The organism is Kitasatospora sp. NBC_00374 (genome assembly GCF_041434935.1).
Classification (GTDB): Bacteria; Actinomycetota; Actinomycetes; order Streptomycetales; family Streptomycetaceae; genus Kitasatospora.
On record NZ_CP107964.1, the window covers coordinates 3,560,622 to 3,585,465 of the forward strand.

General features: G+C 71.8%; 29 protein-coding genes. 14 read left to right on the forward strand and 15 right to left on the reverse strand.

All coding sequences use genetic code 11. The features are described 5' to 3' along the window. Positions 1–4: 4 nt before the first annotated feature. The 4 genes from OG871_RS15865 (at position 5) to OG871_RS15880 (ending at position 3,747) form a co-directional block, all read left to right on the forward strand. Positions 5–1,498 (forward strand): aldehyde dehydrogenase family protein, encoded by a 1,494-nt coding sequence (locus OG871_RS15865; RefSeq protein WP_371497430.1) that lies wholly within the window; start codon positions 5–7, stop codon positions 1,496–1,498. Next, complete coding sequence (locus OG871_RS15870; RefSeq protein ID WP_371497431.1) at positions 1,491–2,393, forward strand: aldehyde dehydrogenase family protein; 903 nt, start codon at positions 1,491–1,493, stop codon at positions 2,391–2,393. Before OG871_RS15865 ends, OG871_RS15870 begins: the two co-directional genes overlap by 8 nt. Before the next feature lie 261 nt (positions 2,394–2,654). Next, complete coding sequence (locus tag OG871_RS15875) at positions 2,655–3,047, forward strand: hypothetical protein (RefSeq protein ID WP_371497432.1); 393 nt, start codon at positions 2,655–2,657, stop codon at positions 3,045–3,047. A 58-nt stretch (positions 3,048–3,105) separates the two neighbouring features. Further along, positions 3,106–3,747: an ATP-binding protein gene (locus OG871_RS15880; protein ID WP_371497433.1), complete on the forward strand. Its 642-nt coding sequence runs from the start codon at positions 3,106–3,108 to the stop codon at positions 3,745–3,747. A gap of 48 nt (positions 3,748–3,795) precedes the next feature. On the opposite strand, the gene OG871_RS15885 is transcribed toward OG871_RS15880, so the two are convergent. Both OG871_RS15885 and OG871_RS15890 read right to left on the reverse strand, forming a co-directional pair. Next, positions 3,796–3,900 carry an alpha/beta fold hydrolase gene (locus OG871_RS15885; protein WP_371497435.1) on the reverse strand — a complete coding sequence of 35 codons (105 nt, stop codon included), beginning with the start codon at positions 3,898–3,900 and terminating at the stop codon, positions 3,796–3,798. Positions 3,901–4,540: 640 nt separating this feature from the next. Next, complete coding sequence (locus tag OG871_RS15890) at positions 4,541–5,455, reverse strand: SigE family RNA polymerase sigma factor (RefSeq protein ID WP_371497437.1); 915 nt, start codon at positions 5,453–5,455, stop codon at positions 4,541–4,543. 273 nt (positions 5,456–5,728) lie between these two features. Between OG871_RS15890 and OG871_RS15895 the strand changes: the two genes are divergently transcribed. The 4 genes from OG871_RS15895 to OG871_RS15910 all read left to right on the forward strand — a co-directional run bounded on the left by OG871_RS15895 (position 5,729) and on the right by OG871_RS15910 (position 8,972). Further along, positions 5,729–6,406: a response regulator gene (locus OG871_RS15895; protein WP_371497439.1), complete on the forward strand. Its 678-nt coding sequence runs from the start codon at positions 5,729–5,731 to the stop codon at positions 6,404–6,406. A gap of 97 nt (positions 6,407–6,503) precedes the next feature. Then, entirely contained in the window at positions 6,504–7,958 is a 1,455-nt protein-coding gene (locus tag OG871_RS15900; RefSeq protein WP_371503327.1) for an ATP-binding protein, read from the forward strand. Further along, the gene (locus OG871_RS15905) at positions 7,955–8,257 is read left to right on the forward strand and encodes a hypothetical protein (protein WP_371497440.1); all 303 of its coding nucleotides are present in this window, start codon (positions 7,955–7,957) and stop codon (positions 8,255–8,257) included. The genes OG871_RS15900 and OG871_RS15905 overlap by 4 nt, the downstream gene beginning before the upstream one ends. 37 nt (positions 8,258–8,294) lie before the next feature. Continuing rightward, positions 8,295–8,972 (forward strand): VanZ family protein, encoded by a 678-nt coding sequence (locus OG871_RS15910; RefSeq protein ID WP_371497441.1) that lies wholly within the window; start codon positions 8,295–8,297, stop codon positions 8,970–8,972. Here OG871_RS15910 and OG871_RS15915 read toward each other — a convergent pair. Further along, positions 8,941–9,717, reverse strand: coding sequence for a hypothetical protein (locus OG871_RS15915; RefSeq protein ID WP_371497442.1), 777 nt, complete (start codon positions 9,715–9,717; stop codon positions 8,941–8,943). The two genes, OG871_RS15910 and OG871_RS15915, sit on opposite strands and share 32 nt — an antisense overlap. 178 nt (positions 9,718–9,895) lie before the next feature. After that, entirely contained in the window at positions 9,896–10,153 is a 258-nt protein-coding gene (locus OG871_RS15920; protein ID WP_371497443.1) for a hypothetical protein, read from the reverse strand. A gap of 334 nt (positions 10,154–10,487) precedes the next feature. Between OG871_RS15920 and OG871_RS15925 the strand changes: the two genes are divergently transcribed. After that, complete coding sequence (locus tag OG871_RS15925) at positions 10,488–10,673, forward strand: PspC domain-containing protein (RefSeq protein WP_371497444.1); 186 nt, start codon at positions 10,488–10,490, stop codon at positions 10,671–10,673. A gap of 74 nt (positions 10,674–10,747) precedes the next feature. Here the strand turns inward: OG871_RS15925 and OG871_RS15930 are convergent, their stop codons facing one another. The 3 genes from OG871_RS15930 to OG871_RS15940 form a co-directional block, all read right to left on the reverse strand. Further along, positions 10,748–11,167: a hypothetical protein gene (locus tag OG871_RS15930; RefSeq protein WP_371497446.1), complete on the reverse strand. Its 420-nt coding sequence runs from the start codon at positions 11,165–11,167 to the stop codon at positions 10,748–10,750. 194 nt (positions 11,168–11,361) lie between these two features. Next, positions 11,362–12,510, reverse strand: coding sequence for an adenosine deaminase (locus OG871_RS15935; RefSeq protein WP_371497448.1), 1,149 nt, complete (start codon positions 12,508–12,510; stop codon positions 11,362–11,364). Between the two features lie 73 nt (positions 12,511–12,583). Next, positions 12,584–13,540, reverse strand: coding sequence for a LysR family transcriptional regulator (locus OG871_RS15940; protein ID WP_371497449.1), 957 nt, complete (start codon positions 13,538–13,540; stop codon positions 12,584–12,586). A gap of 63 nt (positions 13,541–13,603) precedes the next feature. On the opposite strand from OG871_RS15940, the gene OG871_RS15945 reads away from it, so the two are divergent. From OG871_RS15945 to OG871_RS15955, 3 genes are all read left to right on the forward strand, one after another. Next, positions 13,604–14,953, forward strand: a complete 1,350-nt coding sequence (locus OG871_RS15945; protein ID WP_371497450.1) for an MFS transporter — start codon at positions 13,604–13,606, stop codon at positions 14,951–14,953. Continuing rightward, positions 14,940–15,230, forward strand: coding sequence for a hypothetical protein (locus tag OG871_RS15950; RefSeq protein WP_371497452.1), 291 nt, complete (start codon positions 14,940–14,942; stop codon positions 15,228–15,230). The genes OG871_RS15945 and OG871_RS15950 overlap by 14 nt, the downstream gene beginning before the upstream one ends. A gap of 214 nt (positions 15,231–15,444) precedes the next feature. Then, on the forward strand, positions 15,445–15,999 hold the full coding sequence (locus OG871_RS15955; RefSeq protein ID WP_371497453.1) for a Uma2 family endonuclease: 555 nt from the start codon (positions 15,445–15,447) through the stop codon (positions 15,997–15,999). Here the strand turns inward: OG871_RS15955 and OG871_RS15960 are convergent. Then, a complete protein-coding gene (locus OG871_RS15960; RefSeq protein ID WP_371497454.1) occupies positions 15,990–16,223 on the reverse strand; it encodes a hypothetical protein in 234 nt (77 codons plus the stop codon). The two genes, OG871_RS15955 and OG871_RS15960, sit on opposite strands and share 10 nt — an antisense overlap. Next, on the reverse strand, positions 16,220–16,396 hold the full coding sequence (locus OG871_RS15965) for a hypothetical protein (protein WP_371497455.1): 177 nt from the start codon (positions 16,394–16,396) through the stop codon (positions 16,220–16,222). The genes OG871_RS15960 and OG871_RS15965 overlap by 4 nt, the downstream gene beginning before the upstream one ends. Positions 16,397–16,511: 115 nt before the next feature. Between OG871_RS15965 and OG871_RS15970 the strand changes: the two genes are divergently transcribed. Together OG871_RS15970 and OG871_RS15975 are read left to right on the forward strand one after the other, a co-directional pair. Then, positions 16,512–17,342 carry a helix-turn-helix domain-containing protein gene (locus OG871_RS15970; protein WP_371497456.1) on the forward strand — a complete coding sequence of 277 codons (831 nt, stop codon included), beginning with the start codon at positions 16,512–16,514 and terminating at the stop codon, positions 17,340–17,342. Next, positions 17,339–17,701: a DUF397 domain-containing protein gene (locus OG871_RS15975; RefSeq protein ID WP_371497457.1), complete on the forward strand. Its 363-nt coding sequence runs from the start codon at positions 17,339–17,341 to the stop codon at positions 17,699–17,701. Before OG871_RS15970 ends, OG871_RS15975 begins: the two co-directional genes overlap by 4 nt. On the opposite strand, the gene OG871_RS15980 is transcribed toward OG871_RS15975, so the two are convergent. The 6 genes from OG871_RS15980 to OG871_RS16005 form a co-directional block, all read right to left on the reverse strand. Then, complete coding sequence (locus tag OG871_RS15980; RefSeq protein ID WP_371497458.1) at positions 17,608–18,885, reverse strand: thymidine phosphorylase; 1,278 nt, start codon at positions 18,883–18,885, stop codon at positions 17,608–17,610. The genes OG871_RS15975 and OG871_RS15980 overlap by 94 nt on opposite strands. Positions 18,886–19,008: 123 nt before the next feature. Continuing rightward, positions 19,009–19,404, reverse strand: coding sequence for a cytidine deaminase (locus tag OG871_RS15985; RefSeq protein WP_371497459.1), 396 nt, complete (start codon positions 19,402–19,404; stop codon positions 19,009–19,011). Continuing rightward, the gene (locus OG871_RS15990; RefSeq protein WP_371497461.1) at positions 19,401–20,669 is read right to left on the reverse strand and encodes an ABC transporter permease; all 1,269 of its coding nucleotides are present in this window, start codon (positions 20,667–20,669) and stop codon (positions 19,401–19,403) included. The genes OG871_RS15985 and OG871_RS15990 overlap by 4 nt, the downstream gene beginning before the upstream one ends. After that, positions 20,666–21,817 carry an ABC transporter permease gene (locus OG871_RS15995; protein WP_371497462.1) on the reverse strand — a complete coding sequence of 384 codons (1,152 nt, stop codon included), beginning with the start codon at positions 21,815–21,817 and terminating at the stop codon, positions 20,666–20,668. The genes OG871_RS15990 and OG871_RS15995 overlap by 4 nt, the downstream gene beginning before the upstream one ends. A 5-nt stretch (positions 21,818–21,822) precedes the next feature. Next, positions 21,823–23,391 carry an ABC transporter ATP-binding protein gene (locus OG871_RS16000; RefSeq protein WP_371503328.1) on the reverse strand — a complete coding sequence of 523 codons (1,569 nt, stop codon included), beginning with the start codon at positions 23,389–23,391 and terminating at the stop codon, positions 21,823–21,825. Between the two features lie 341 nt (positions 23,392–23,732). After that, complete coding sequence (locus tag OG871_RS16005) at positions 23,733–24,797, reverse strand: BMP family protein (RefSeq protein WP_371497463.1); 1,065 nt, start codon at positions 24,795–24,797, stop codon at positions 23,733–23,735. Positions 24,798–24,844: the final 47 nt, after the last annotated feature.

The window sequence follows — 24,844 nt, forward strand, 5'->3', positions numbered from 1 at the left end:
CCTCATGGCCAAGAACAAGAAGACCGAAGAGCCCCAGGCCCAGGCTGTCGCCACCGCCAAGGCCGGCCTGTTCGAGTACGCCCCGGCGCCGGAGTCCCCGGCCGCCGCCGGCGACATCGCCACCTCCTACGGCCACTTCATCGGCGGCGAGTTCGTCGACTCCAGCGGCAGCGAGGCCCTGAAGACCGTCAACCCGGCCACCGAGCAGGTGCTGGCCGAGTTCGCGCACGGCACCGACGAGGACGTGGACCGCGCCGTCGCCGCCGCCCGCAAGGCGTTCACGGACTGGTCGGCGCTGCCGGGCAGCGAGCGCGCCAAGTACCTGTTCCGGATCGCCCGGATCATCCAGGAGCGCTCGCGCGAGCTGGCCGTGCTGGAGTCGATCGACAACGGCAAGCCGATCCGCGAGACCCGCGACGTCGACCTGCCGCTGGTCGCCGCGCACTTCTTCTACTACGCGGGCTGGGCCGACAAGCTGGACTTCGCCGGCTACGGCGCCAACCCGCGCCCGCTGGGCGTGGCCGGCCAGGTCATCCCGTGGAACTTCCCGCTGCTGATGCTGGCGTGGAAGATCGCCCCGGCGCTGGCCACCGGCAACACGGTCGTCCTCAAGCCGGCCGAGACCACCCCGCTGACCGCGCTGCGCTTCGCCGAGATCTGCCGCCAGGCCGGTCTGCCCAAGGGCGTCGTCAACATCGTCACCGGTGACGGCCGCACCGGCGCCGCGCTGACCGCCCACCCGGACGTCAGCAAGGTGGCCTTCACCGGCTCCACCCCGGTCGGCCGGGCGATCGCCAAGCAGCTGGCGGGCAGCCGCAAGAAGCTGTCGCTGGAGCTCGGCGGCAAGGCCGCCAACATCGTCTTCGACGACGCGCCGATCGACCAGGCGGTCGAGGGCATCGTCAACGGCATCTTCTTCAACCAGGGCCACGTCTGCTGCGCGGGTTCGCGCCTGCTGGTCCAGGAGTCGATCCAGGACGAGCTGCTGGACGCCCTCAAGCGCCGGATGGACACCCTGCGGGTCGGCGACCCGCTGGACAAGAACACCGACATCGGCGCCATCAACTCGGCCGCCCAGCTGGCCCGGATCACCGAGCTGACCGCCGCCGGCGAGGCCGAGGGCGCCGAGCGCTGGTCGCCCTCCTGCGACCTGCCCGGCACCGGTTTCTGGTTCCGCCCGACCCTGTTCACCGGCGTCTCCCAGGCCCACCGGATCGCCCGCGAGGAGATCTTCGGCCCGGTGCTGTCGGTGCTGACCTTCCGTACCCCCGCCGAGGCGGTCGAGAAGGCCAACAACACCCCGTACGGCCTGTCGGCCGGCATCTGGACCGAGAAGGGCTCGCGGATCCTGTGGACCGCGTCCCGCCTGCGGGCCGGCGTGGTGTGGGCCAACACCTTCAACAAGTTCGACCCGACCTCGCCGTTCGGCGGCTACAAGGAGTCGGGCTACGGCCGCGAGGGTGGCCGGCACGGTCTGGAGGCCTACCTCGATGTCTGACATCTCCCTGCGTCTTGACGTCCTCAAGACCTACAAGCTGTACGTCGGCGGGAAGTTCCCGCGCTCCGAGAGCGGGCGGGTGTACGAGGTGACCGACAGCAAGGGCCAGTGGCTCGGCAACGCCCCGCTGGGCACCCGCAAGGACACCCGGGACGCCGTGCTGGCGGCCCGGGCCGCCGTCAAGGGCTGGTCCGGCGCCACCGCGTACAACCGCGGCCAGGTGCTGTACCGGGTCGCCGAGATGCTCCAGGGCCGCCGCGAGCAGTTCGCCGCCGAGGTGGCCGCCGCCGAGGGCGTCGGTGCCAAGAAGGCCGCCGCGCTGGTAGACACCGCGATCGACCGCTGGGTCTGGTACGCGGGCTGGACGGACAAGATCGCCCAGATCGCGGGCGGCGCCAACCCGGTCGCCGGGCCGTTCTTCAACCTCTCCACCCCGGAGCCGAGCGGCGTGATCGGCGTCGTGGCCCCGCAGACCGGGTACGGGCACTCGCTGCTCGGCCTGGTCGAGGTGATCGCCCCGGCGATCGCCGCGGGCAACACCGTGGTGGTCGCGGCCGCCGCGGACGCCCCGATGCCGGCGCTCTCGCTCGGCGAGGTGCTGGCCACCTCGGACCTGCCCGGTGGCGTCGTCAACATCATCTCGGGGAAGACCGCGGACATCGCGCCGACCCTGGCCACCCACCAGGACGTCAACGGGCTGGACCTGGCCGGCGCGATCGCCGCCGAAGGTCCCGGCGCGGCGGCGGCGCTGGAGGCCGGTGCCGCGGATACTCTGAAGCGAGTGATCCGCCCGGCGCTCGACCCGTCCACCCAGGACTGGACCCAGGCGCCCGGCACCGAGCGGCTGCTCTCGTTCCTCGAGACGAAGACGGTCTGGCACCCGATGGGTATCTGACCCTCCGCAGCCCCCGGAGAACAACTCCACAGACCGGCCGTCCCCAGTGCCCCTACCCCCCCCCGGGGGCCCGGACGTGCCGATGACGGACCCGCACTTCTCCCCCCTAGTGCGGGTCCGTCCACGTCTGCGGCCGTTCTACCGGCCCGGCCCGCGCCCCACCCGGTCCACTTTCGTCGATCGAACACGCGCCGAAGGTCGGGCAACCGGCCCCCTGCCCGGCGAGTCCTCCCCAGTACATTCGATCTTGGGGAGGCCGTGGTGTGGGAGATTCTGGGCGAGCTGGCCGTGCTGTGCGGCGACGGCCCGGTACGCGCGCTCCGGGCCCGCCGGGCCCACCGCAGGCTGCTCGCCGGCCTGCCGGTGCGGATCCCGTGCTCGGCCCGCTCCGAGAAGCCCGGCTGGCCCGCCGAGTACGTCAGCGGCAGCCTGCTGTTCACCCCCGGCCGGGCGACCGCCGCATTCGGCTCCCGGGCGTTCCCGTACCTGGAGTTCCCGGTCGGCGGCAGCCACCACGCGCCCGAGCCGGACGCCTGGCACGACCAGGACTGGGCCGCGCTCGGCTACCGGGAGCCCGACGACGGCCCGGTGCTGTACCTGCAGGTGCACAGCCGGTACCTGATCACCCTGGAGCTCGCCCTGCGGCGGGTGTGACCGAGGCCGCTGCCGACGGGTTACGGTCGGGTGCCCCGATGCGTCAGACTGGTGTCTCGTGAGTGACTCCCTGCTGAATGCCCAGCCGACGCCCGGCGCCCGCGTGATCCTGCTGTCGGGCCCCTCCGGATCGGGGAAGTCCTCGCTCGCCGAGCGCAGCGGCCTGCCGGTGCTCCAGCTCGACGACTTCTACAAGGACGGGGACGACCCCACCCTGCCGCTCTTCCCGGACGGCGGGACGGACTGGGACTCCCCGCTCTCCTGGCACCGCGAGCAGGCCCTGGCGGCGATCCGGCAGCTGGTCGCCGCAGGCCGCGCCGAGGTTCCGGTCTACTCGATCCCCGCCAACGGCCGGGCCGGCAGCCGCACCCTGGACCTGGGCGGCGCGCCCGCCTTCATCGCCGAGGGCATCTTCGCCGCCGAACTGGCGGAGCAGTGCGCCGCGGAGGGCCTGCTGGGCGACGCCCTGTGCCTGCGCAACCGCCCCCTGACCACCGCCTGGCGGCGGTTTCGCCGGGACGTCCGCGAAGGCCGCAAGTCCGTCCCGTACCTGCTGCGCCGCGGCTGGCGGCTGATGCGGGCCGAGCGCGGCATCGTGGCCCGCCAGGTCGAGCTCGGGGCGGCCGCGTGCGCCGGCCCGGAAGCCTCCCGCCGGGTCCGCGCGGTCGCCGAGCGGCAGCCGGTCGCCGCCGTCGCCTGACCGGCCCGACGGCGGCACAGCGGCAGCGGCAGCGGCAGCGGCAGCGGCTCAGCCTCCCATGGCCCGGTCGACGAGCTCCACGAAACGCTCCGGGGCCGACAGGTTGACGAAGTGGTCGGCCCCCGGCACCGTCACCATCTCGGCGCCGGGCACGCCCCGCGCGATCCGGCGGGTAGTGGCTCAGCCCGGTGTCGTGCCCCCCGACCACCACCAGGGTGGGCACCCCGATCTCCCCCAGGTGCTCGATGCCGGGCCGCGCCGGATCCAGCGCCTCCGTCTCGTGGCCGAGGTGGAAGGCGGGGGAGTCGGCGCAGATCCCGGCCAGGAATGCGCGTCCGGCCGGCGGGGTCCGGGAGGCCCAGACCGCGAGGTCGGCCTCGATGGCGGCGGCCGGGTCGCCACGGGCCACGGCCTCCGCGCGCGGGGCGAGCGCGGCCGTGCGTTGAGCAGGACCAGGTCGCGGCCGGTCCCCGCGGTGGTGCGGAAGACCTGCCCGCCGGGGACCTCGGCCAGGCTCTCGTGGGCCGTGCTGCTGGACATGATCGTGCTCCCGACGGGTCGGTGGGTACGGCACGGGTGTGCGTGCCGCCCATCCGAGCGGTCGGGAGGCGCACGCCTCAACCGACTTACACAGTGTCAGGCATCAGCACGGACGGGCCCGGTGCCTCTCCCCGGCACCGGGCCCGTCCGTGTTCGGACCTGCGGGTCCCCCGCCGGCGGCCGCTCCCCCGAGTCGGCCACCGCGGCTCCGCGGTCCTGCCCCGTCCCCCGACGGGTGTTCGTGTCGCCGCGGTCAGGCCACCAGCTCGCCGAAGGCGAGGCAGGCGTCACCGCTGCGGTTGAGCTGGTCGTCGTCGCGCAGCCGGCGCAGTGCGCGCCAGATGCTGCTCTTCACCGTGCCGACGCTGATGCCGAGGATGTCGGCGATCTCCGGGTCGGTCCGGCCCTCGTAGTAGCGCAGCACCAGCATCGTGCGCTGGTTCTCCGGCAGCTTGGCCAGCGCCTGCCAGAGCACGGTGCGCAGCTCGGTGCCGCCCATCGCGTCGGTGTCGCCGACCGTCTCCGGCAGCTCCTCGGTCGGGTACTCGTTGACCTTGCGGCGGCGCCAGGCGGAGATGTGCAGGTTGGTCATGGTGCGCCGGAGGTAGCCCCCGAGCGCGGCCTTGTCGGTGATCCGGTCCCAGGCGCGGTAGGTGCTGAAGAGCGCGCTCTGCAGCAGGTCCTCGGCCTCGAAGCGGTCGCCGGTCAGGTGGTAGGCCGTGGCGTACAGGGACGCGCGGCGCTCCTGCACGTAGGCGGTGAACTCGGCGGTGCGGTCTCCGGCCGGCTGCTGCTCCGGCGCGGCGGACTCCGCAGCCGCCGGCGCCAGATGCAGCAGCGTGGTGCCAGGGGTCCTGCGGTCGTCCGGCTCCCCCGAGCCGGTCCCCCCGACCGCGGACCCGCTGCCACCCGGGCGCACCGGGAGGATTCCCCGGAGCGTCAGGGTGGCACCGGAGTCGGTCGCACTCCCCATGCGACCGATCCCGTGCAGCTCCCCCCTGCCCGCGCCCACCGGGCGGCGGGCTCCGGCGCTGTGTGCGCACCCCCGTACGATCACGGCACCGGATGTCTCGTCGGTCCTCACCTCGTACCGGGTCCGCGTGGTCGCGGCGGATGAGTGCGCGGTGCGGACGGCCCCGGTGGTGCGGGTCTTCAGCGTTGCGGTCATCGTGCGCCCCCATGGTCGGTACGTGCGGGTCCTTGCCACCGCCGTCCGCCCCGGTCGGTGACCTGGTGCGTTCTTCGGCGACAAGGAAAATCCTGCCAACCGCTCGTCATCGCGGTGTCCGCCGACTGTCACAGGGCTGTCACAGCGAAAGGGACTTTCGTCCGGTCCACCGCCACACCGCCGGGGACGCCCGAAGCAACGATTCCGGTTCCACCGCGCATCGACCGGTACCTGGTGGGTGATTCGCCGGGCCGGGTGGGCCAGAATGAGGCCGTGCCTTTCCTGCTTCTGATCGAGGACGACGACGCCATCCGGACCGGCCTCGAACTCGCCCTCACCCGCCAGGGCCACCGTGTGGCCGCCGCTGCCTCGGGCGAGGACGGCCTGAAGCTCTTCAAGGAGCAGCGGCCGGACCTCATCGTGCTGGATGTGATGCTGCCGGGCATCGACGGCTTCGAGGTCTGCCGCCGGATCCGGCGCACCGACCAGCTGCCGATCATCCTGCTCACCGCCCGTTCCGACGACATCGACGTGGTGGTCGGCCTGGAGTCGGGCGCCGACGACTACGTGGTCAAACCGGTCCAGCCCCGGGTGCTGGACGCCCGGATCCGGGCCGTGCTGCGCCGCGGCGAGCGGGAGAACTCCGACTCCGCCAGCTACGGCGGTCTGGTGATCGACCGTTCCGCGATGACGGTCACCAAGGACGGGGAGGACCTCCAGCTCACCCCGACCGAGCTGCGGCTGCTGCTCGAACTGAGCCGCCGGCCCGGTCAGGCGCTCTCCCGCCAGCAGCTGCTGCGGCTGGTCTGGGAACACGACTACCTGGGAGATTCCCGGTTGGTGGACGCCTGCGTGCAGCGGCTGAGGGCGAAGGTGGAGGATGTGCCTTCGGCTCCGACGCTGATCCGCACCGTGCGCGGCGTGGGCTACCGGCTCGACCCGCCGGCGTAGCCCGCCCGATCCGACCCGTCTGTGAGAACTGTTGACTGACCCTCAGACCCAGCGGCCCCGCCCCCGCGCGCGCTTCCGCTCGGGCCCGTGGCGCCGCCTGCGTTCGCTGCGGGTGCGGCTGATCGCGGTGTTCGCCGCGGTCGCGCTGATCACCGCGGTCTCCGCGTCCGGCATCGCCTACTGGCTGAACCGCGACGCGGTGCTCAAGCGTGCCCAGGACACCGCGCTGAACGACTTCCGGGTCTCGGTGACCCGCAACGTCTCCGCGCTGCCGCTGAACGCGAGCTGCCCCGAACTGGTCGACCTGGCCAACCAGGTGGCCGGCTCCGGCCTCAACTACGACGTTCTGGTGGTCGACGAGAGCCGGCCGGACTGCCTGGCCTCCTCCGACCCGGCCCGGTTCACCCTGGCCAGGGTGCCCGAGACCCTGCAGGCCACCGTCGGCGTGCCGCGCGAGGCGGGCCAGGGCGGCCCCGGCGGCTACCACCTGTACTGGCAGCGGGTGAACCTGGACGCGCCGTACCTGATCGGCGGGACCAAGGTGGTCGAGACGCCGCTGACCGCCTACATGTTCAAGTCGCTGGACACCGAACGGGCCGATCTCAACACCCTCGGCTGGTCGCTGGCGATCGCCACCCTGCTCGCCCTGATCGGCTCGGCGCTGCTCGCCCAGGCCGCCTCGGCGACCGTCCTGCGCCCGGTGAAGCGGCTCGGCGAGGCCGCCCGGCGGCTCGGCGAGGGCAAGCTCGACACCCGGCTGGAGGTCGAGGGCGGTGACGAACTCGCCGATCTGGCCAGGACGTTCAACCGGACCGCCGAGTCGCTGTCCGACCAGGTCGCGGAGTTGAGCGCGCGCGAGGCGCAGAGCCGCCGGTTCGTCGCCGACATGTCCCACGAACTGCGCACCCCGCTGACCGCGATGACCGCCGTCACCGACATCCTGGAGGACGAGGCCGACGCGCTGGACCCGATGATCGAGCCGGCCGTCCGGCTCGTGGTCAGCGAGACCCGCCGGCTCTCCGACCTGGTCGAGAACCTGATGGAGGTGACCCGGTTCGACGCCGGCACCGCCAAGCTGGTCGCCGACGAGGTGGACATCGCCGACCTGCTGATGTCCTGCATCGACGGCCGGGCCTGGTACGACGCCGTGGACGTGGACGCCCCGCGCGGCATCCGGGCCATGGTCGACCCCCGCCGCCTCGACGTGGTGCTGGCCAACCTGATCGGCAACGCGCTCAAGCACGGCGGCTCGCCGGTGCGGGTGCGGGTGCGCGAGCGGGACGGCCAGGTCGTCGTGCAGGTCTCCGACAGCGGGCCCGGCATCCCCGAGGACGTGCTGCCGCACGTGTTCGACCGGTTCTACAAGGCCGACAAGGGCCGGGCCAGGTCGGAGGGGAGCGGGCTGGGGCTGTCCATCGCGATGGCCAACGCCCAGATACACGGCGGCACCATCACCGCCGCCAACGGCGAGACGGGCGCGGTCTTCACCCTCAGCCTGCCCCTGACGCCGCCCGCCCCGGACGACCAGGACGACCAGGAGGGGAGCCGGTGAACGCCCGCAGAACCCTGCCCGCCACGCTCTTGCTGCTGCTCGCCCTGGCCGGCTGCGGCATCCGGCCGACCGCCGTCCCGGTGTTCGCGGGTGCGCCCGCCAGCCGGACGGCCTGCCCCGCCGTCCCGCAGGTGCCCAGCGCGCCCACCTCGCCGACGCCCTCGGCGACGCCCGCGCCGAGCGCGGCCAGGACCGCCCGGCCCACCGTGACGGCCTCCGCCTCCGCGTCCCCCTCGGCCGGGCTGTTCAGCGCACCGGCGTCGCCCACGCCCACGGCGAGCGGCTCCCCCTGCCCCTGAACCCTCCGCCCCGCGCCGTCGCGGATCGCCTGGAACCGTGCGCGACCCACCCGGCGTCCTTGGGACCGTGCACCGACATGGCACCACCACCCGCGCCGAGGACTGCGGCGCAACACCCGAGGACGAGCCCACCGATCCGGCCGCCCGGCCGGGGGTGTCGCGTCCGCTCCGGACGGTGGTGCGGATCCTCCTCGCGGTCCACCTGGTCGTCCTCGGCTGGCTGACGCTGCGTCCGCTGCCGGTCAGCTGGACCTACCCGGCCAACCTCACCCCGTTCGCGACCGTCCAGCAGTCGCTCTCGCTCGGCGGCTGGGCCGGTGCCCGGCAACTGGCCGGCGGACTGCTGCCGCTCGCACCGTTCGGGGTCCTGCTGCCGCTGGCCGGCGGACGGCTGCGGGCCGCGTGGCTGCCCTCGCTGTTCCGGACCGTCGGCGGCGCGGCGCTGCTGGCCACCGCCCTGGAGATCATGGAGGGTTGGGCCCCGGGACACGTGCTGAACGTGGACGACATCCTGCTCGGGACGGCTGGCGCGGCCGTCTGCCACCTGGCCGTGGTGCCGGCCCTGCGGGCGCTGCTGCTGCGGGAGCGGCAGGCCCCGGCGGGCCCGCCGGAAACGGAACGGGACCGCCACCGGTACGCGCAGGCGTACGAGCGGACGGTCCCGGTCGCGGGGTTCGGAGGGCTCAGCCCTTCAGGTACTTCGACGCGTCGATGACCTGCGCGGCCGGCGGCGCCGTCACGGTGACCGGCTTGCCGTAGTCGCTGAAGGTCATGGTGCCGGTGTCCGCACCGGTGGTGGCCAACTGCAGCAGGTACGGCTCGCCCTTCGCGGCCACCGCCATCTCCGCCTTGGTCGTCGCGTCGCCGTCCTTGATGACCACGGCGAGGTCCGCACCGACCTGCTTGGTGCCGCCCTTGGTCGCGCCCGCGGTGTCGTCGGCGCCGCTCTCGGTCTTGCCGATCGACTTCAGCGTCTCGATGCCCATGTCACAGAAGCTCGCCAGCTCCTTGACCCCGGCCGCCTCCGCGCCGCCCATCAGGTACTTGCCCGCCAGGGTCTTCGAGGTGCCCGCCGCGACCGACTTCTCCCAGAACGCGGCGTCCGGCTTCAGCCACACCGAGCCCGAGGTCCGCAGCAGGTCGAAGCTGCCCTTGTCGCCGAGGCTGACCTGACCGACGCAGTTGCCGGAGCTGTCCTCCGCCACCGAGCCGGCTATCTTCTGCCCCTCGGACGTGATGTCGAACGTCAGCTTGACCGAGGTCGCCTTGGCGCCGGCCTCCTGGGTCTTCTTGATGATCTCCGCCGCGGACAGGCTCTCCAGCCCGGCGGCGGACGGCGAGGCGGGGACCGCCTTCGCGTCGGTGCTCGTCTTCTTCTCCTCCGCCGGCCCGCAGGCGGTCACGCCGACGAGGCCGAGGGAGCAGAGCAGGGTGGCGGCAAGCAGCCGTGAGTTGCGCATGTGTGGTGTGTTCCTTGCAGAGACCGATTGGGTTACCCAACCCGCGCGGCCGGCCGCCGCACGACACCCCCACGCGCGACCCCGGCTCGGACTGCGCGGTGGCGCCCAAGCATCTCACCCCTCCATTCGCGGGCAGGAGAGGGGTCTCACGCTTTACCTCACCATGGGTTTCGCTGATTCAAAACAGAACTTCGACTTTCCAGCACCATTCGCCGAATTCGCCGTCAGCACCTCCGACATACGCCCGACAGCCCACCAGAACCGCTGGGACGACCTCGTGGCAGGCATATTCGATCTCGATGTTTCTGGTGCCGAAATAGCCCGGCCCGTAGGCCCGAAGGCTTTCACTGATGCCGCCAAGGTAGCGCTCGCGAAGCCCGGAACCGCCGACTCGGACGAGTGAGCCGTCCATGAACGAGTCGAGGTGGACCGCCATCTCCCGCGACAGGTTGATGACCCTGTCGACTTGATCCTCAGGCAGGTCGCGATGCCCTCGCAGGGCGGACTCCCGGAATGGGCGCGCCGCTGACGGGGCTGCACTCCTCCCGCCGGCCGCCGACGGCACCGGGAGGGGGAGGCCGCCGCGCGGTTCCGGCCCGGGGTCGGGGACCGGCCCTGAGACTCCCCTGAGTCCGGGGCCCCGCGACCCGGGAAGAGTTGAGGGGCCGGGATCACCACCGGGGCTGACGTGAGACCGCCTGCGGGGACGCAGGATGGAGTCATGCCCACCGGAGAGACCGGCACCGGGCCACATCACCTCGGAGACCTCGATGAGCCGCCGCCTTGCCCGCCCCCGCCACAACCGCGTCATCGCCGGCGTCTGCGCCGGGATCGCCGAGCGGTTCGGCCTCGCCCCGTGGACCGTCCGGACGATCGCCCTGCTCTCCTGCCTGCTGCCCGGCCCGCAGTTCCTGATCTACCTGGCTCTGTGGCTGGTGCTCCCCCAGGAGGCGTGAGCACGGCCGGCGAACGGCCGAGGGCCGCTCCCCCGCGAAACGGGGAAGCGGCCCTCGGCCGTCGAACGCGAGGACTAGCCGATGCCGGGGACCGCGCCGGGCGCGCCACCGAGGCTGCTGATCGTGCCGATGACACCGCCGACCGGGGTCTTCGACAGACCCTGCCCGCCGGGGACGGACTCCAGGCCGCCCACGCGGTTCGCACCCGCGGCGCGCATGCCGTCGGCGACCGGGGCCTCGGCGGCCGGGGCGGGGGTCAGCGGGCTCGCCACCCCCAGGGTGCCGACGGCCTCGGTCACCTCGCCGCCACCGGGGACCTTGTTGACGGCACCGGTCGCGGCGGTGGCCGCCGTACCCGCGACCTCGGGGTTGGCCAGCGTGGTCGGGAGTCCGAGGCCGCCGGCGCCGGCGGCAGAGGCGGTACCTGCGGCGACGGCGGCGATCGCGACGCCGAGCACAGCCGTACCGGCAGCCTTGAGAGTGGCCTGCTTCATGTGGTGATCCTCGTCCTCGTCGGGCCGGCGCGTGCACGGGACGGCCCGGGGGCCGCCGGCATCACGCCGTGTCAGAAGTGACTGACACACCGTAGTGACAAGGCCCTTCGCAGACCAAAGACAGGTCACCCTCCCGGGTTACCGCTCGAACGGGTGCCGGACGGCGAGGCGGTCGGCACCCGTTCGAGCACCCGTCAGGCGCGGGCCTGGAACAGCCACTCCGCCTTCAGCTCGGCGTAGCCGGGCTTGATCACGTCGTTGATCATCGCCAGCCGCTCGTCGAAGGGCAGGAAGGCCGACTTCATCGCGTTGACGGTGAACCACTCCATGTCGCCCAGGGTGTAGTTGAAAGCCTCCACCAGGTGGCCGAACTCCTGGCTCATGCTGGTGCCGCTCATCAGCCGGTTGTCGGTGTTGACGGTGACCCGGAACTTCAGCCGGCTGAGCAGTCCGATCGGGTGCTCGGCGTACGAGGCCGCGGCCGCGGTCTGCAGGTTGGAGGTGGGGCACATCTCCAGCGGGACGCGCTTGTCGCGCACGTACGCGGCCAGCCGGCCGAGCTCGACCCGGCCGTCCTCGTGCACGGTGATGTCGTCGACGATCCGCACGCCGTGGCCGAGGCGGTCGGCGCCGCAGCACTGCAGGGCCTCCCAGATCGACGGCAGGCCGAACGCCTCGCCGGCGTGGATGGTGAAGTGGTTGTTCTCGCCCTTGAGGTAGTCGAAGGCGGCCTGGTGGCGGGTGGGCGGGTGACCGGCCTCGGCGCCGGCGATGTCGAAGCCGACCACGCCCTGGTCGCGGTGGCGGTTGGCCAGCTCGGCGATCTCCTGCGAGCGGGCGGCGTGCCGCATCGCGGTGATCAGGGTGCCGACCCGGATCCGGTGGCCGGCCGCGCGGGCGTTGGCCTCGCCGAGACGGAAGCCCTCGTTCACGGCCTCGACGACCTGGTCGAGGGTGAGGCCGGCCTCCAGGTGCTGCTCGGGGGCGTAGCGGACCTCGGCGTACACGACGCCGTCGGCGGCCAGGTCCTCGGCGCAGTCCGCGGCGACCTTGATCAGCGCCTCACGGGTCTGCATCACGGCGCAGGTGTGGGCGAAGGTCTCCAGGTAGCGGACCAGCGAGCCGGAGTCGGCGGCCTCACGGAACCAGACACCGAGCTTGACCGGGTCGGTGGTCGGCAGGCCCTGATAGCCGCAGGCGGCGGCCAGCTCGACGACGGTCTCGGGGCGGAGCCCGCCGTCCAGGTGGTCGTGCAGGAGCACCTTCGGGGCGCGGGCGATCTGGTCGGGCGTGGGAATGCGGGGGCCGGTGGTGCCCGCGGCGGCAGGGGTGTGGGTCTCCATTGCGAGATGGTAGCTCCTACGCGCGTAGATTTCTACCTCGCCGCGCCGCACGCCCACCATTGGCCCCACCCGTTCAATCGTGCTCCAGCAGCCGCCCCTTCCGGGACAGCACGAAATCGCGGAACGCCGCCACCGGCGGGGTGAGCGGCCGACCGGCGACCCAGGCCAGCCCGATCGCCCGGCGGGTCCGCGGCGCGGTCACCTCCAGCTCCACCACCCCGGGCCTGGCCACCAGCGCGGGCGGCAGCAGCGCCACACCGAGGCCGGCCGCCACCAGCCCGCGCAGCGTCTCCGCCTCCTCCCCCTCGAAGGCGATCCGCGGAGCGAAACCGGCCTCCGCACAGAAGCCGTCGGTGATCATGCGCAGGCCGTAACCCTCCTCCACCGCCACGAACGGCTCCTGCGCCACCTCCGCCAGCCGGATCCGCCGCCGCCCGGCCAGCCGGTGGTCGGCGGGCACCGCCAGGTGCAGCCGCTGCTCGTCCAGCGGCCGGGCCACCAGGTCCGGCGAGTCGGGCAGCGGCGAGACCAGGCAGAGGTCCAGCTCGCCCTCGCGCATCCGGTCCAGCATCGCGGCCACGTAGTCCTGCGCCAGCTGGAACCGCACCCGCGGGTGGCCGGCCCGGAAGTCCCGCAGCAGGGCGGGCACCGCGTCCGTCCCCATCGTGTGCAGGAACCCGAAGGCCACCCGCCCGGCCGTCGGGTCGTCCTCCGCCCGGGCCGCCTCCGCCCCACGCTCCAACTCCGCCAGCGCCCGCTCCACCGAGCCGAGCAGCAGCCGCCCGGCCCTGGTCAACCGCACCGCCCGGCCCTGCCGGGCCAGCAGGTCCACCCCCAATTCCGACTCCAGCCGGGCCACCGCGCGGGACAGCGTCGGCTGCGGCATGTCCAGCAGCTGCGCGGCCCGGGTGACATGTTCCAGTCTCGCCACCGCCGCGAACTGGGCCAGCTGCGGGGCCAGTCGGACCACCGCCGAATCCGGGTCGAGCTCGGCGGGGCGCACCGGCGGTGAGCTGTCCTCATGCGTCATGGCATGAATTCTGGCTTGTTCATGCATTGGACGCATCAGGCGCGCCGGTCCTACCGTCAGGACATGCCGCCTGCCAGTACCGGGGCATCCGCAGCCACACTGCCGGGTGCCCTTCCCCAGTCGTCCCCAGCCGCCTCCGCCGAATCCGTCGCCGACACCCGTCTGCGTCCCGGCGACCGCTCCTTCCGGCGCGCCAACCTCGCGCTGTTCGCCGCCGGGATCGCCACCTTCGTCCTGCTGTACGCCACCCAGGGCCTGCTGCCGCTCCTCTCGGACGACCTCAACCTGACTCCCGGCCAGGCGAGTTGGACGGCCTCCGCCGCCACCCTCGGCCTCGCCGTGGCGCTCCTGCCGGCCAGCGCACTCTCCGACCGGTACGGGCGCACCGCGGTGATGACCGCCTCCGTGCTCGCCGCCACCGCCGTGGCCCTGCTGCTGCCCCTGGCCCCCGACCTGACCACCCTGACCGTGCTGCGGGCCGTCCAGGGCGCGGCCCTCGCCGGGCTCCCGGCCACCGCGATGGCGTACCTCGCCGAGGAGATCCACCCGAGCGCACTGGCCTCTGCGATGGGCCTGTACGTGGCGGGCAACTCGATCGGCGGCATGGGCGGCCGGCTGGTCTCCGGCTGGGCCGGGGCCGCCTGGGGCTGGCGCTGGGGCCTGGCCGCGTCGGCGGCCGTCGCCCTGCTCGCCGCCCTCGCCTTCCGGCTGCTGATCCCCGCCGCCCGCCAGTTCCGCCGCACCCCCGTCGACGCCCGGGCCCTCGGCCGCACGGTCTGCGCCCACCTGCGCGACCCGCTGCTGCTGCGGCTGTACGCGCTGGGCGCCCTGTTCATGGCCGTCTTCGGAGCGGTCTACAACACCGTCGGCTACCGGCTCACCTCGGCGCCGTTCGGCCTCCCGCAGTCGGTCGCCGCCTCGATCTTCGTGGTCTACCTGGTCGGCACCGTCGCCTCCGCCAACGCGGGCCGCCTCACCGGCCGCCTCGGCCGGCGCGGCACCCTGTACGTCGCCATCGGCACCACCGCCACCGGCCTGCTGCTCTCGCTCGGCGGCTCCCTGCTGTGCGCGCTGCTCGGCCTGGCCCTGATCACCGCAGGCTTCTTCATCGGCCACGCCACCGCCTCCTCCTCGGTCGGCCGCACCGCCGGCCACGGCCGCGCCCAGGCGTCCGCGCTCTACCTGATCGCCTACTACCTGGGCAACAGCCTCGGCGGCACCATCGGCGCCGACGCCTACCACGCGGCCGGCTGGTCCGGCGCGGCCGCCGTCGGCCTGGCCGCGATGACCCTGGCGGCCGGCGTCACCCTCTACGCGACCCGCCAGGCGATCCGGGCCAGGCGGAAAGTCTTCCGGGCAGACTTTCCGCCGAGTAGAGACGTGAAGGAGATCAAGCGTCGTGCCGACGTATGAGTCTCTCGCCCATTTCCTTCGAGACTGGAAACATCTCGATGCCGCTCAGAAAGCCGCGTTCCTGGTCGCGGTGGCGCAGTTCGTAGCGGACCTGCAGGCCGGTCAAGGCTTCCGACGCGGCCTGCGGGTGAAGAAGATGCAGGGCCACCCGGACGTATGGGAGCTCAGTTGGGCACCCGATGGACGGGCCACCTTCAGCTACGGCGAGCCGGTCCAAGCCGGTCAGCCGCGTATCGTGTGGCGTCGAATCGGCACCGACATCTTCAATCGCCCCTGAGACGCGGACTTACGGCCGCCCCGAAGCAGCGACGGCCACCTCGCATTCCCCCGCCGGGCGGCCGGAGCCATCATCTGCCGTAGTCGGCCCCCCGGAACTCTCCGACCCTGCTGTGCGCCCTGCTCGGCCTGGTCCTGATCACCGCCGGCTTCTTCTACGCCACCCGCCTGACGATCCCGGCCCGGCGCGCGCCTGCCCTGGATACACTCCGAGCATGAGCATCGATCCGGCTGCGTACGCCCGGTTGCGCGAGATCGCAGATGAGCTCCCCCAGGTACCGGGGATCAGCAAGATAGAGATCGCCGACGGCGAGATCGTCATGATGATGTCGCCCGTGAAGCAGCACGAACTCGCGGTCATCCGCATCGCACGGCAGCTCAATGAGCAGCTCCCCCGGACGCACCCCGGTCACATCGCACACGGCGGGGCCGACCTTGAGGATGCCGGGCTGGGGCGGCTCCGCAATCCCGACCTCATGGTGTTCCCTGAGGCTGCCATGGAGACGGCGGGTCGGGCTCTGCAGCCCCATGAGGTCGTCCTGGTGATGGAAGTCGTGTCCCGGTCGAACCCCGAGAACGACTACGAGAACAAGGTCCGCGACTACGCCGCCATGGGTATCCCGCTCTACCTCCTGGTCGACCCGCGGGACGGCACCGGCATCGTCCACTCGCAGCCCGGCTTCGCATCACGGGAGAAGTTCGTGTTCGGCGACACCGTCACCGTGGGGCCGTGGCGGGTCGACACCACCGGGCTGCGAACCTACGGCTGAGCGGGGCGTACCGCCGCCACCTCGCACCGGAGCATCCCGGCCGACGAGCACCCCGGCCGGTCCGCCCACTCGACGACGGGAAGCAGTGACGCCTGCACCTCGGCATCGCGAGGCCGGCCCGTCGACACCCGGAAGCAGCCGGGCAGTCGTAGCAACTGAACGTCCGCGTCGGCCAGCAGCGCCAGCATCCCCGCGATGAAGTACGCCCGGGCCAACGGGTTCACTCCCCCACCGCCTGCGCCCGCGCGGCACCGGGCTCCACGTCCCACTCGATGCCGCCGCCGGGCGGCCGGAGCCACCATCTGCCGTAGTCGGCACCCCGGAACTCCCCGACCCTGCCGGTCTCCTCCTCGACCACCCGCTCACCGAGCCGGGGAACGGGCTGCGCACTCGCCATGAACTGCTCCTTCACGAAGGTCAACTACTTTCCGTGCACCCATGGTCACGCCATGGCGCTACCCTGTGAAGGCGCGGCACGTCCGCACCGGTGCTGAGGACATGGGGGCACGCAGATGGCAGCCCAGGAACGCGAGTTGACCCCCGAGCGGTCGGTCCGGGATCTCTTCGGTTTCCAGCTCAGGGACCTCCGCAAGCGCAACGGCCTCTCGCTGGCGGAGCTTTCGAAGCTCGTGGCCTACAGCAAGACCCATCTCGGCACCGTGGAGACCGCGAGCCGCGCGATCCCGCCCGACCTGCCGAGGAAGCTCGACGAACTCCTCGCCACCGACGGCATCTTCAACTGGCTCTACCCGCTGGTCCTGCGGGAGGCGTTCCCCGACTGGTCGCGGCGGTTCATGGAGCTGGAGGCCCTGGCGGTCGGTATGCGGAAGTACGCGGCCGGGGCATTCCCCGGCCTGTGGCAGACGCCGGACTACGGGCGCGCCGCCATCCGCCTCGGCAGGCCACGAGCCGACCGGGACGAGATCGAGCAGGTGTGGGCCGCGCGAGCCGCGTGGCAGGAACGTCTGAAAGACGACTCACCGCCGCTCGTCTGGGTCGTGCTGGACGAGAGCGTCATCCGTAGGTCGGTCGGCGGCCCCGAAGTGATGCGTCGCCAGCTCGACCATGTCCTCACCCTGGCCGAAGGGCCGCACAGCGTCGTGCAGGTCCTGCCGTTCTCGGCCGGCGGTCACGGTGCGATGGGCGGCTCGATCACGCTGCTCGACTTTCTCGACTCCCCGCGCGTCGCCTACGTCGAGGGCAGCATCTCCGGCCACCTTCTCGAAGCACCGGACGCCGTCCTCGAATCAGCCCTGACCTACGATCTCGTCCAGGCGGCGGCCCTGTCGCCCGACGGGTCGACAGCGTGGCTCCGGCACGCACTGGAGGACCTTCCGCGATGAGCAGCACTCAGTGGTTCAAGAGCAGCTACGGCGACAACGCGGGCAACGGCGACTGCGTCCGCGTCTCCTTCACCCACCTCGCCACCGACCACACCGTCCTGATCGGCGACACCAAGACCCCCGACACCCACCTCACCGTCCACCCCGCCGCCTGGTCCGCCTTCGTCACCGCCGCGGCCACCGGAGAGTTCGACTTCCCGCCCCCGGACAGCACCGTGCCCGGGCCGCACGGCGAGGGCGGCCCGGGCACGGTGTGCTCGGTGCATCAGGCGATGCGGTCCAGCACGATCGGCTTGGGCGTGAAGACGGTGCCCTCCGGCGAGATGGTGATGCCGCCGGCCAGCGCCTCCATGGCGTAGTCGTAGCGCTCGGGGGTGTCGGTGTGCAGGGTCAGCAGCGGCTGGCCGGCCTTGACGGCCTCGCCCGGCTTGGCGTGGATCTCGACACCGGCGCCGGCCTGCACCGGGTCCTCCTTGCGGGCGCGGCCGGCGCCGAGGCGCCAGGCGCAGACGCCGACGGCGTACGCGTCCAGGCCGGTGAGCAGGCCGGAGGCGGAGGCGGTGACGACGTGCTGCTCGCGGGCGACCGGGAGGGGGGCGTCGACGTCGCCGCCCTGGGCGCTGATCATGCGGCGCCAGTGGTCCATCGCGGAGCCGTCGCGCAGCGCGTCGGCCGGGTCCTTGCCGTGGACGCCCGCGGCGGCGAGCATCTCGCGGGCCAGCGCGAGGGTCAGCTCGACCACGTCGGCGGGGCCGCCGCCGGCCAGCACCTCGACCGACTCGCGGACCTCCAGCGCGTTGCCGGCGGTGAGGCCGAGCGGGGTCGACATGTCGGTGAGCAGGGCGACGGTGTTGACGCCGGCGGCCTTGCCGAGGCCGACCATGGTGCGGGCCAGCTCCTGGGCGTCGGGCAGGTTCTTCATGAAGGCGCCGGAGCCGACCTTGACGTCCAGGACCAGGGCGCCGGTGCCTTCGGCGATCTTCTTGGACATGATCGAGCTGGCGATCAGCGGGATCGCCTCGACGGTGCCGGTGACGTCGCGCAGCGCGTACAGCTTCTTGTCGGCGGGGGCGAGGCCGTCGCCGGCCGCGCAGATCACGGCGCCCGCGCCGTGCAGCACGTTCATCATCTCGTCGTTGGAGAGCAGCGCCCGCCAGCCGGGGATGGACTCCAGCTTGTCGAGGGTGCCGCCGGTGTGGCCGAGGCCGCGGCCGGAGAGCTGCGGGACGGCCGCGCCGCAGGCGGCGACCAGCGGGGCCAGCGGGAGGGTGATCTTGTCGCCGACGCCGCCGGTGGAGTGCTTGTCGGAGGTGGGCACGCCGAGGGCGGAGAAGTCCATCCGGACGCCCGAGCGGATCATCGCGTCGGTCCAGCGGCTGATCTCGCGGAGGTTCATGCCGTTCAGCAGGATCGCCATCGCCAGCGCGGACATCTGCTCGTCGGCGACCTCGCCGCGGGTGTAGGCGTCGATGACCCAGTCGATCTGGGCGTCGGTCAGCTCGCCGCGGTCGCGCTTGGTCCTGATGACGGAGGGGGCGTCCATGGGTTCTCCAAGAGGTGGGGCACGTACTCAGGTGCGGGAGAAAGCGAGAAAGCGAAGAGTGTCGCGGGAGAGGCCCGGTCAGGGCCCTCCCGCGACACTCTACGCGCGTAACTGAAGGGGTTGCTAGAGCCGCTCCGGCCCGAACGCGTCGGGCAGGATCTCGGCCATCGTCCTCACCCCGGAGGGGAAGTCGAGCAGCATCTCGGGGCCGCCGTGCTCGTACAGCAGCTGGCGGCAGCGCCCGCACGGCATCAGCAGCTCGCCCGCGCCGTCGACGCAGGTGAAGGCCACCAGCCGGCCGCCGCCACTGGCGTGCAGTGCGGAGACCAGCCCGCACTCGGCGCACAGGCCGAGCCCGTAGGAGGCGTTCTCCACGTTGCAGCCGGTGACCGTGCGGCCGTCGTCCACCAGGGCCGCCGCACCGACCGGGAACTTGCTGTACGGCGCGTAGGCGCGCGACATCGCGTCGCGGGCCGCGCCGCGCAGCGCGTTCCAGTCGGGTGCGGGTGCGGTCGTCACTTGCCCTGGCCCTTGCGGTAGATCTGGCCGTCGGCCTTCGGCGGCCGCAGGCGCTGCGAGGCTGCCGCGAGGACCACCAGGGTGATCACGTACGGCGTGGCCACGATCAGCGGGCGCTGCACGGAGTCGGTGGTGGCGTACCAGACCGCCAGGCCGCCGGCCACGACGAAGCTGATGATCGCCGGGGTGTACTTGCGGCGGTACAGCTGCCAGAGGGCGAGCAGCAGCATCGCGATGGAGACGGTGATCAGCAGGACGTGCACGTTGTCGGCGTCGCGCAGCTGGAGGCTGTCGGTGAAGCCGAACAGGCCGGCGCCCATGGCGAGACCGCCGGGCATCCAGTTGCCGAAGATCATCGCGGCGAGACCGATGAAGCCTCGGCCCTGGGTCTGGCCGTCCTTGTAGAAGTGCGAGGCGACCAGCGAGAGGTACGCACCGCCGAGACCGGCGAACGCGCCCGAGGCGATGACCGCGAGGTACTTGTACTTGTAGACGTTGACGCCCAGCGACTCGGCGGCGGTGGGGTTCTCACCGCAGGAGCGCAGCCGCAGGCCGAAGACCGTGCGCCAGAGCACGAAGTAGCTGACCACGATGAAGACCGCGGCGATGATGGTGACCACCGACAGGTTGGTGACCAGACCGCCGAGGATGCCGGCGACGTCGGAGACCAGGAACCAGTGGTGCGCCTCGATCTTGTCCAGCCACTCGGACAGCCCGGGGATGGTCAGCGCGGGCAGGGACTCGGCCGGCGGCGACTGGTTCGCACCGGCGCCGAAGGCCACGTAGTCCTTGTAGTAGATCTTGTTGATGTAGGCGCAGATGCCCGGGATCAGCAGGTTGATACCGACGCCCGAGACGATGTGGTCGACGCCGAAGGTCACCGTGACGACCGCGTGCAGCAGACCGCCGAGCGCGCCGCCGGCCATACCGGCCAGCAGGCCCACCCAGGGGTTGACCAGGTAGCCAGCCCAGGCACCGCAGAAGGTGCCGGCGACCATCATGCCTTCGAGGCCGATGTTGACCACACCGGACCGCTCGGCCCACAGACCGCCCAGACCGGCCATCGCGATCGGGACGGCCGCGCCGAGGGCAGCGGAGATCTGGCCGGAGGCGGTCAGACCGTAGTTGCCGGTGACGGCGGCCACCGCCGACACCAGGACCAGGGCCCCGGCGATCAGCAGCAGCAGTACCGGGACGGAGATCTTGTGCTTCTTGGCAGGCGCGCTGCCCGGCGACTTCGGCCGGGTCGAGGTTGCGGTGCTCATGCGGCCACCTCCTTGTTGGCGGCCGCAGCGGCCTGCGCGGCGAGTTCGGCGCCGACCTTCTGCTGCTGGCGCTTGAGGCCGTAGCGACGCACCAGCTCGTAGGCGACGACGACGCAGATGACGATGGTTCCCTGCATGACGGCGACGATCTCCTGCGGGAAGTCACCCTGCAGCGGGAGCTGCACGGCGGTGACGTCCATGAAGGAGAAGAGCAGCGCCGAGAAGACGATGCCGATCGGGCTGTTGCGACCGAGCAGGGCGATCGCGATGCCGGTGAAGCCGAGATTCTGCTGGAAGCTGGTGCCGTAGGTGAACGAGCTCTGCAGCAGGGTCGGCATGCCGATCAGGCCGGCCAGCGCGCCGGAGACGGCCATGCTGGTGAGCACCATGCGCTTGACGTTGACGCCGGAGGCCTTGGCGGCGCTCTCCGAGCGGCCGGTCGCCCGCAGGTCGAAGCCGAACCGGGTGCGGTTCAGGGTGACCTGGAAGCCCACACCGACGATCACCGCGATGATCAGGAAGCCCCAGAGGGTGCCGCCCGCCGTCTCGATCGAGAAGAAGTGGCTGGACTCCGAGATCGGCTTGGTCTGGATGCTGTTGCTGCTGGTGGCCACCTTCGGCGCGAAGATGCCGGGCACGAGCAGCAGGCCGACCACGGCGAGCGAGATCGCGTTCAGCATGATGGTCGAGATGACCTCGCTGACACCGCGGTAGACCTTCAGCACACCGGCGATCGAGGCCCAGAGGCCACCGGCCAGCATGGCGGTGACCAGCAGCAGCGGGATCTGGATGAACGCCGGCAGCGCGATCTGGCTGCCGATGTAGGCCGTGAACAGCGCGGCGATCCGGTACTGGCCCTCGACACCGATGTTGAACAGGTTCATCCGGAAGCCGAAGGCGGCGGCGACGGCGGCCAGGTAGTACGTGATGCCCTTGTTGATGATCTGGACCTGGCCGTCGGAGGCGGTTCCGTACGTGAGCATCACGTCGAACGCCTTGAACGGGTCACGGCCCGAGCTCAGCAGCAGCACCGAGCAGATCGCCAGGGAGAGCAGCACGGCGAGCACCGGCGCGGCCAGACCGAGCGCGATCCGCTCCAGGTCGAACCGCTGGGCAAGCTTGCGCTTGGCGGGGTTGGGACTGGTCATGTGGGTTACTCCCCCGCCTGCGGGTCGTCGGCGGTGTCGGTGGGCTCGGCCGGGGTGTCCGCGGCGGTGTCGCCCTCGGCGGCCTCGTCCGCGGTGGTCTCGTCCTCGGTGCCGGCGGCGGCCACGGCGTGGGCCTCGGCCAGCGCCTCGGCGTCCGACTCGATGTGGCCCTTGGCCGCACCGGTCATCGCGGTGCCCAGGTCCTCGGCGGTGACGGTGGCCGGGTCGGCGTCGGCGACCAGGCGGCCGCGGTAGATCACCCGGATGTTGTCGGAGAGGCCGATCAGCTCGTCCAGGTCGGCGGAGATCAGCAGGACCGCCAGGCCCTCGTGCTGGGCGGCGCGGATCTGGCCCCAGATCTGGGCCTGCGCGCCGACGTCCACACCGCGGGTGGGGTGGGCGGCGATCAGCAGCTTGGGGTCGTGGCTCATCTCGCGGCCGACGATCAGCTTCTGCTGGTTGCCGCCGGAGAGGGAGGCCGCGGTGACCTCGATGCCGGGGGTGCGGACGTCGTACTCCTCGACGATCCGCTGGGTGTCCCTGCGGGCGCCGGCCGAGTCGAGCAGCACGCCCTTGGAGTTCGGGGTCTCGGTGACGTGGCCGAGGATCCGGTTCTCCCAGAGCGGGGCCTCCAGCAGCAGGCCGTGCTTGTGGCGGTCCTCGGGGATGTAGCCGATCCCGGCCTCACGACGGGCCCGGGTCAGCAGGCGGGTCAGGTCCGTGCCGTCCAGGGTCACGGTGCCCGCGTCCGGAGCGATCATGCCCATGATGGCCTCGACCAGTTCGGCCTGGCCGTTGCCCTCGACGCCGGCGATGCCGAGCACCTCGCCCTTGCGGATCCGCAGCGAGATGTCGTCCAGGACGACGCGCTCGATGCCCTCGGCGTCCGCCTTGGCGATCCGCAGGCCCTCGACGCGGAGCATCTCGACGTCGGTGACGGTGGACTCGCGGCTCTCCGGGGAGGGCAGCTCGGCGCCGACCATCAGCTCGGCGAGCTGGCGGGCGGTGACGGTCTGCGGGTCGGCGTCGCCGACCGTGGTGCCGCGGCGGATGACGCTGATCGCGTCGGCGACCGAGAGCACCTCGTGCAGCTTGTGCGAGATGAAGATGACGGTGACGCCCTCGGCCTTCAGCTCCCGCAGGTTGGCGAAGAGGGCCTCCACCTCCTGGGGCACCAGCACGGCGGTGGGCTCGTCCAGGATCAGGATCCGGGCGCCGCGGTAGAGGACCTTGAGGATCTCCACGCGCTGCCGGTCGGCGACACCGAGGTCCTCGACCAGCGCGTCCGGGCGCACGCCCAGTCCGTACTGGTCGGAGATCTCCTTGATCTTCGCCTTGGCCTTGGCTCCTATCCCGTGCAGCTTCTCGCCGCCCAGGACCACGTTCTCCCAGACCGTCAGGTAGTCGGCCAGCATGAAGTGCTGGTGCACCATGCCGATGCCGCGGCCGATCGCGTCGCCGGGGGTGTTGAACTCGACGAGCTCGCCGTCGATCCGGATGGTGCCCTCGTCCGGCTTCTGCATGCCGTAGAGGATCTTCATCAGGGTGGACTTGCCGGCGCCGTTCTCACCCATCAGCGCGTGCACGGTGCCGCGCTGGACGGTGATGTCGATGTCGTGGTTGGCCACGACACCGGGGAAGCGCTTGGTGATGCCGCGCAGTTCGACGGCAGGTGTCGCCGTCCCCGCGCTGGGGCTGCCGCCCGTGCTGGGGGTGGGGTCGGGAGCGCTGATGGCGATCTCCTGGGTGGTCGTCGGGCGCTTCGTTGCGCTGGAGAGATCTGGAGAGATCAGGGGCGGGGACGGGAGGGGCCCGGTGGGTACGCGATGCGCGTACCTGCCGGGCCCCTCCCCCTGGGATTCGGACGGCCGTCACCCCGCCGCCGGGCAGGCGGTGGCGGGGGACGGAACCCGGATCAGCTCTGCGGGGCGGTCGGAACCTTGGTGGCGCCGGAGGTGATCGCCTTCTCGGCGTCCGCGAGCTTGGCCTTGATGTCGTCGATGTGGTTGCCGGTGGTGGCCAGCGAGACACCCTGGGCAGCCAGGTCGAAGTTCTTCACGCCGGTGATGGCGTTGCCGTCCTTGACCGACTTGATGTACGCGTACACGGCGGTGTCCACGTTCTTCACCATCGAGGTGAGGATGTGGTCCTTGTACTTCGCCAGCGCGGGCTGGGCGGCCTGGTCGGAGTCGACACCGATGGCCCACTTGCCGGCGGTGGAGACGGCCTCGATGGCACCCGAGCCGGAGGAGCCGGCGGCGGCGTAGATGACGTCCGCGCCCTTGTCGAGCTGGCCCTGGGCGGCTTCCTTGCCCTTGCCCGGGTCGTTGAAGCCGCTGAAGTCCGGCGGGGTGGTGAGGTAGGTGACCTCGACCACGATGTTCGGGTCGACGAACTTGGCGCCCGCGGTGTAACCGGCCTCGAACTTCTTGATCAGCTCGGACTGGACGCCACCGATGAAGCCGATGTGGTGGGTCTTGCTCTTCGAAGCGGCGGCGACACCGGCGAGGTACGAGCCCTCCTGCTCCGAGAAGGTCAGCGAGGTGACGTTCGCGGGCTGGTCGGCCGACGCGGAGTCGATGATCGCGAACTTGACGTTCGGGTTGTCCTTGGCGACCTTGTTGACCGCGTCCTGGTAGACGAAGCCGACCGCGATGACCGGGTTGTAACCCGCGGTCACCAGGCTCTTGAGGCGAGCCTCCTTGTCGGCCTCGGCCTCGCCGGTCTTGGCCTCGGCCTCGTTGACCTGGACGCCGAGGTCGGCCTTGGCCTTGTCGAGACCACGGGCGGCGGAGTCGTTGAACGACTGGTCGCCACGGCCGCCGATGTCGTAGGCCATGCCGACCTTGATGCCGGACGAGCCGGAGGCGCCGGCGGAAGCGGAAGTGCTGTCGGTGCTCTTTGCGCCGCAGGCGGCGAGCGAAGCGATGCCCAGGGAACCCGAGAGCATCACCGCGGCGAGCTTGAGTGAACGGCGCAAGGGAGTATCTCCTTCTCACACACCCGTTTGGCGTGGTCGAGCGCCAC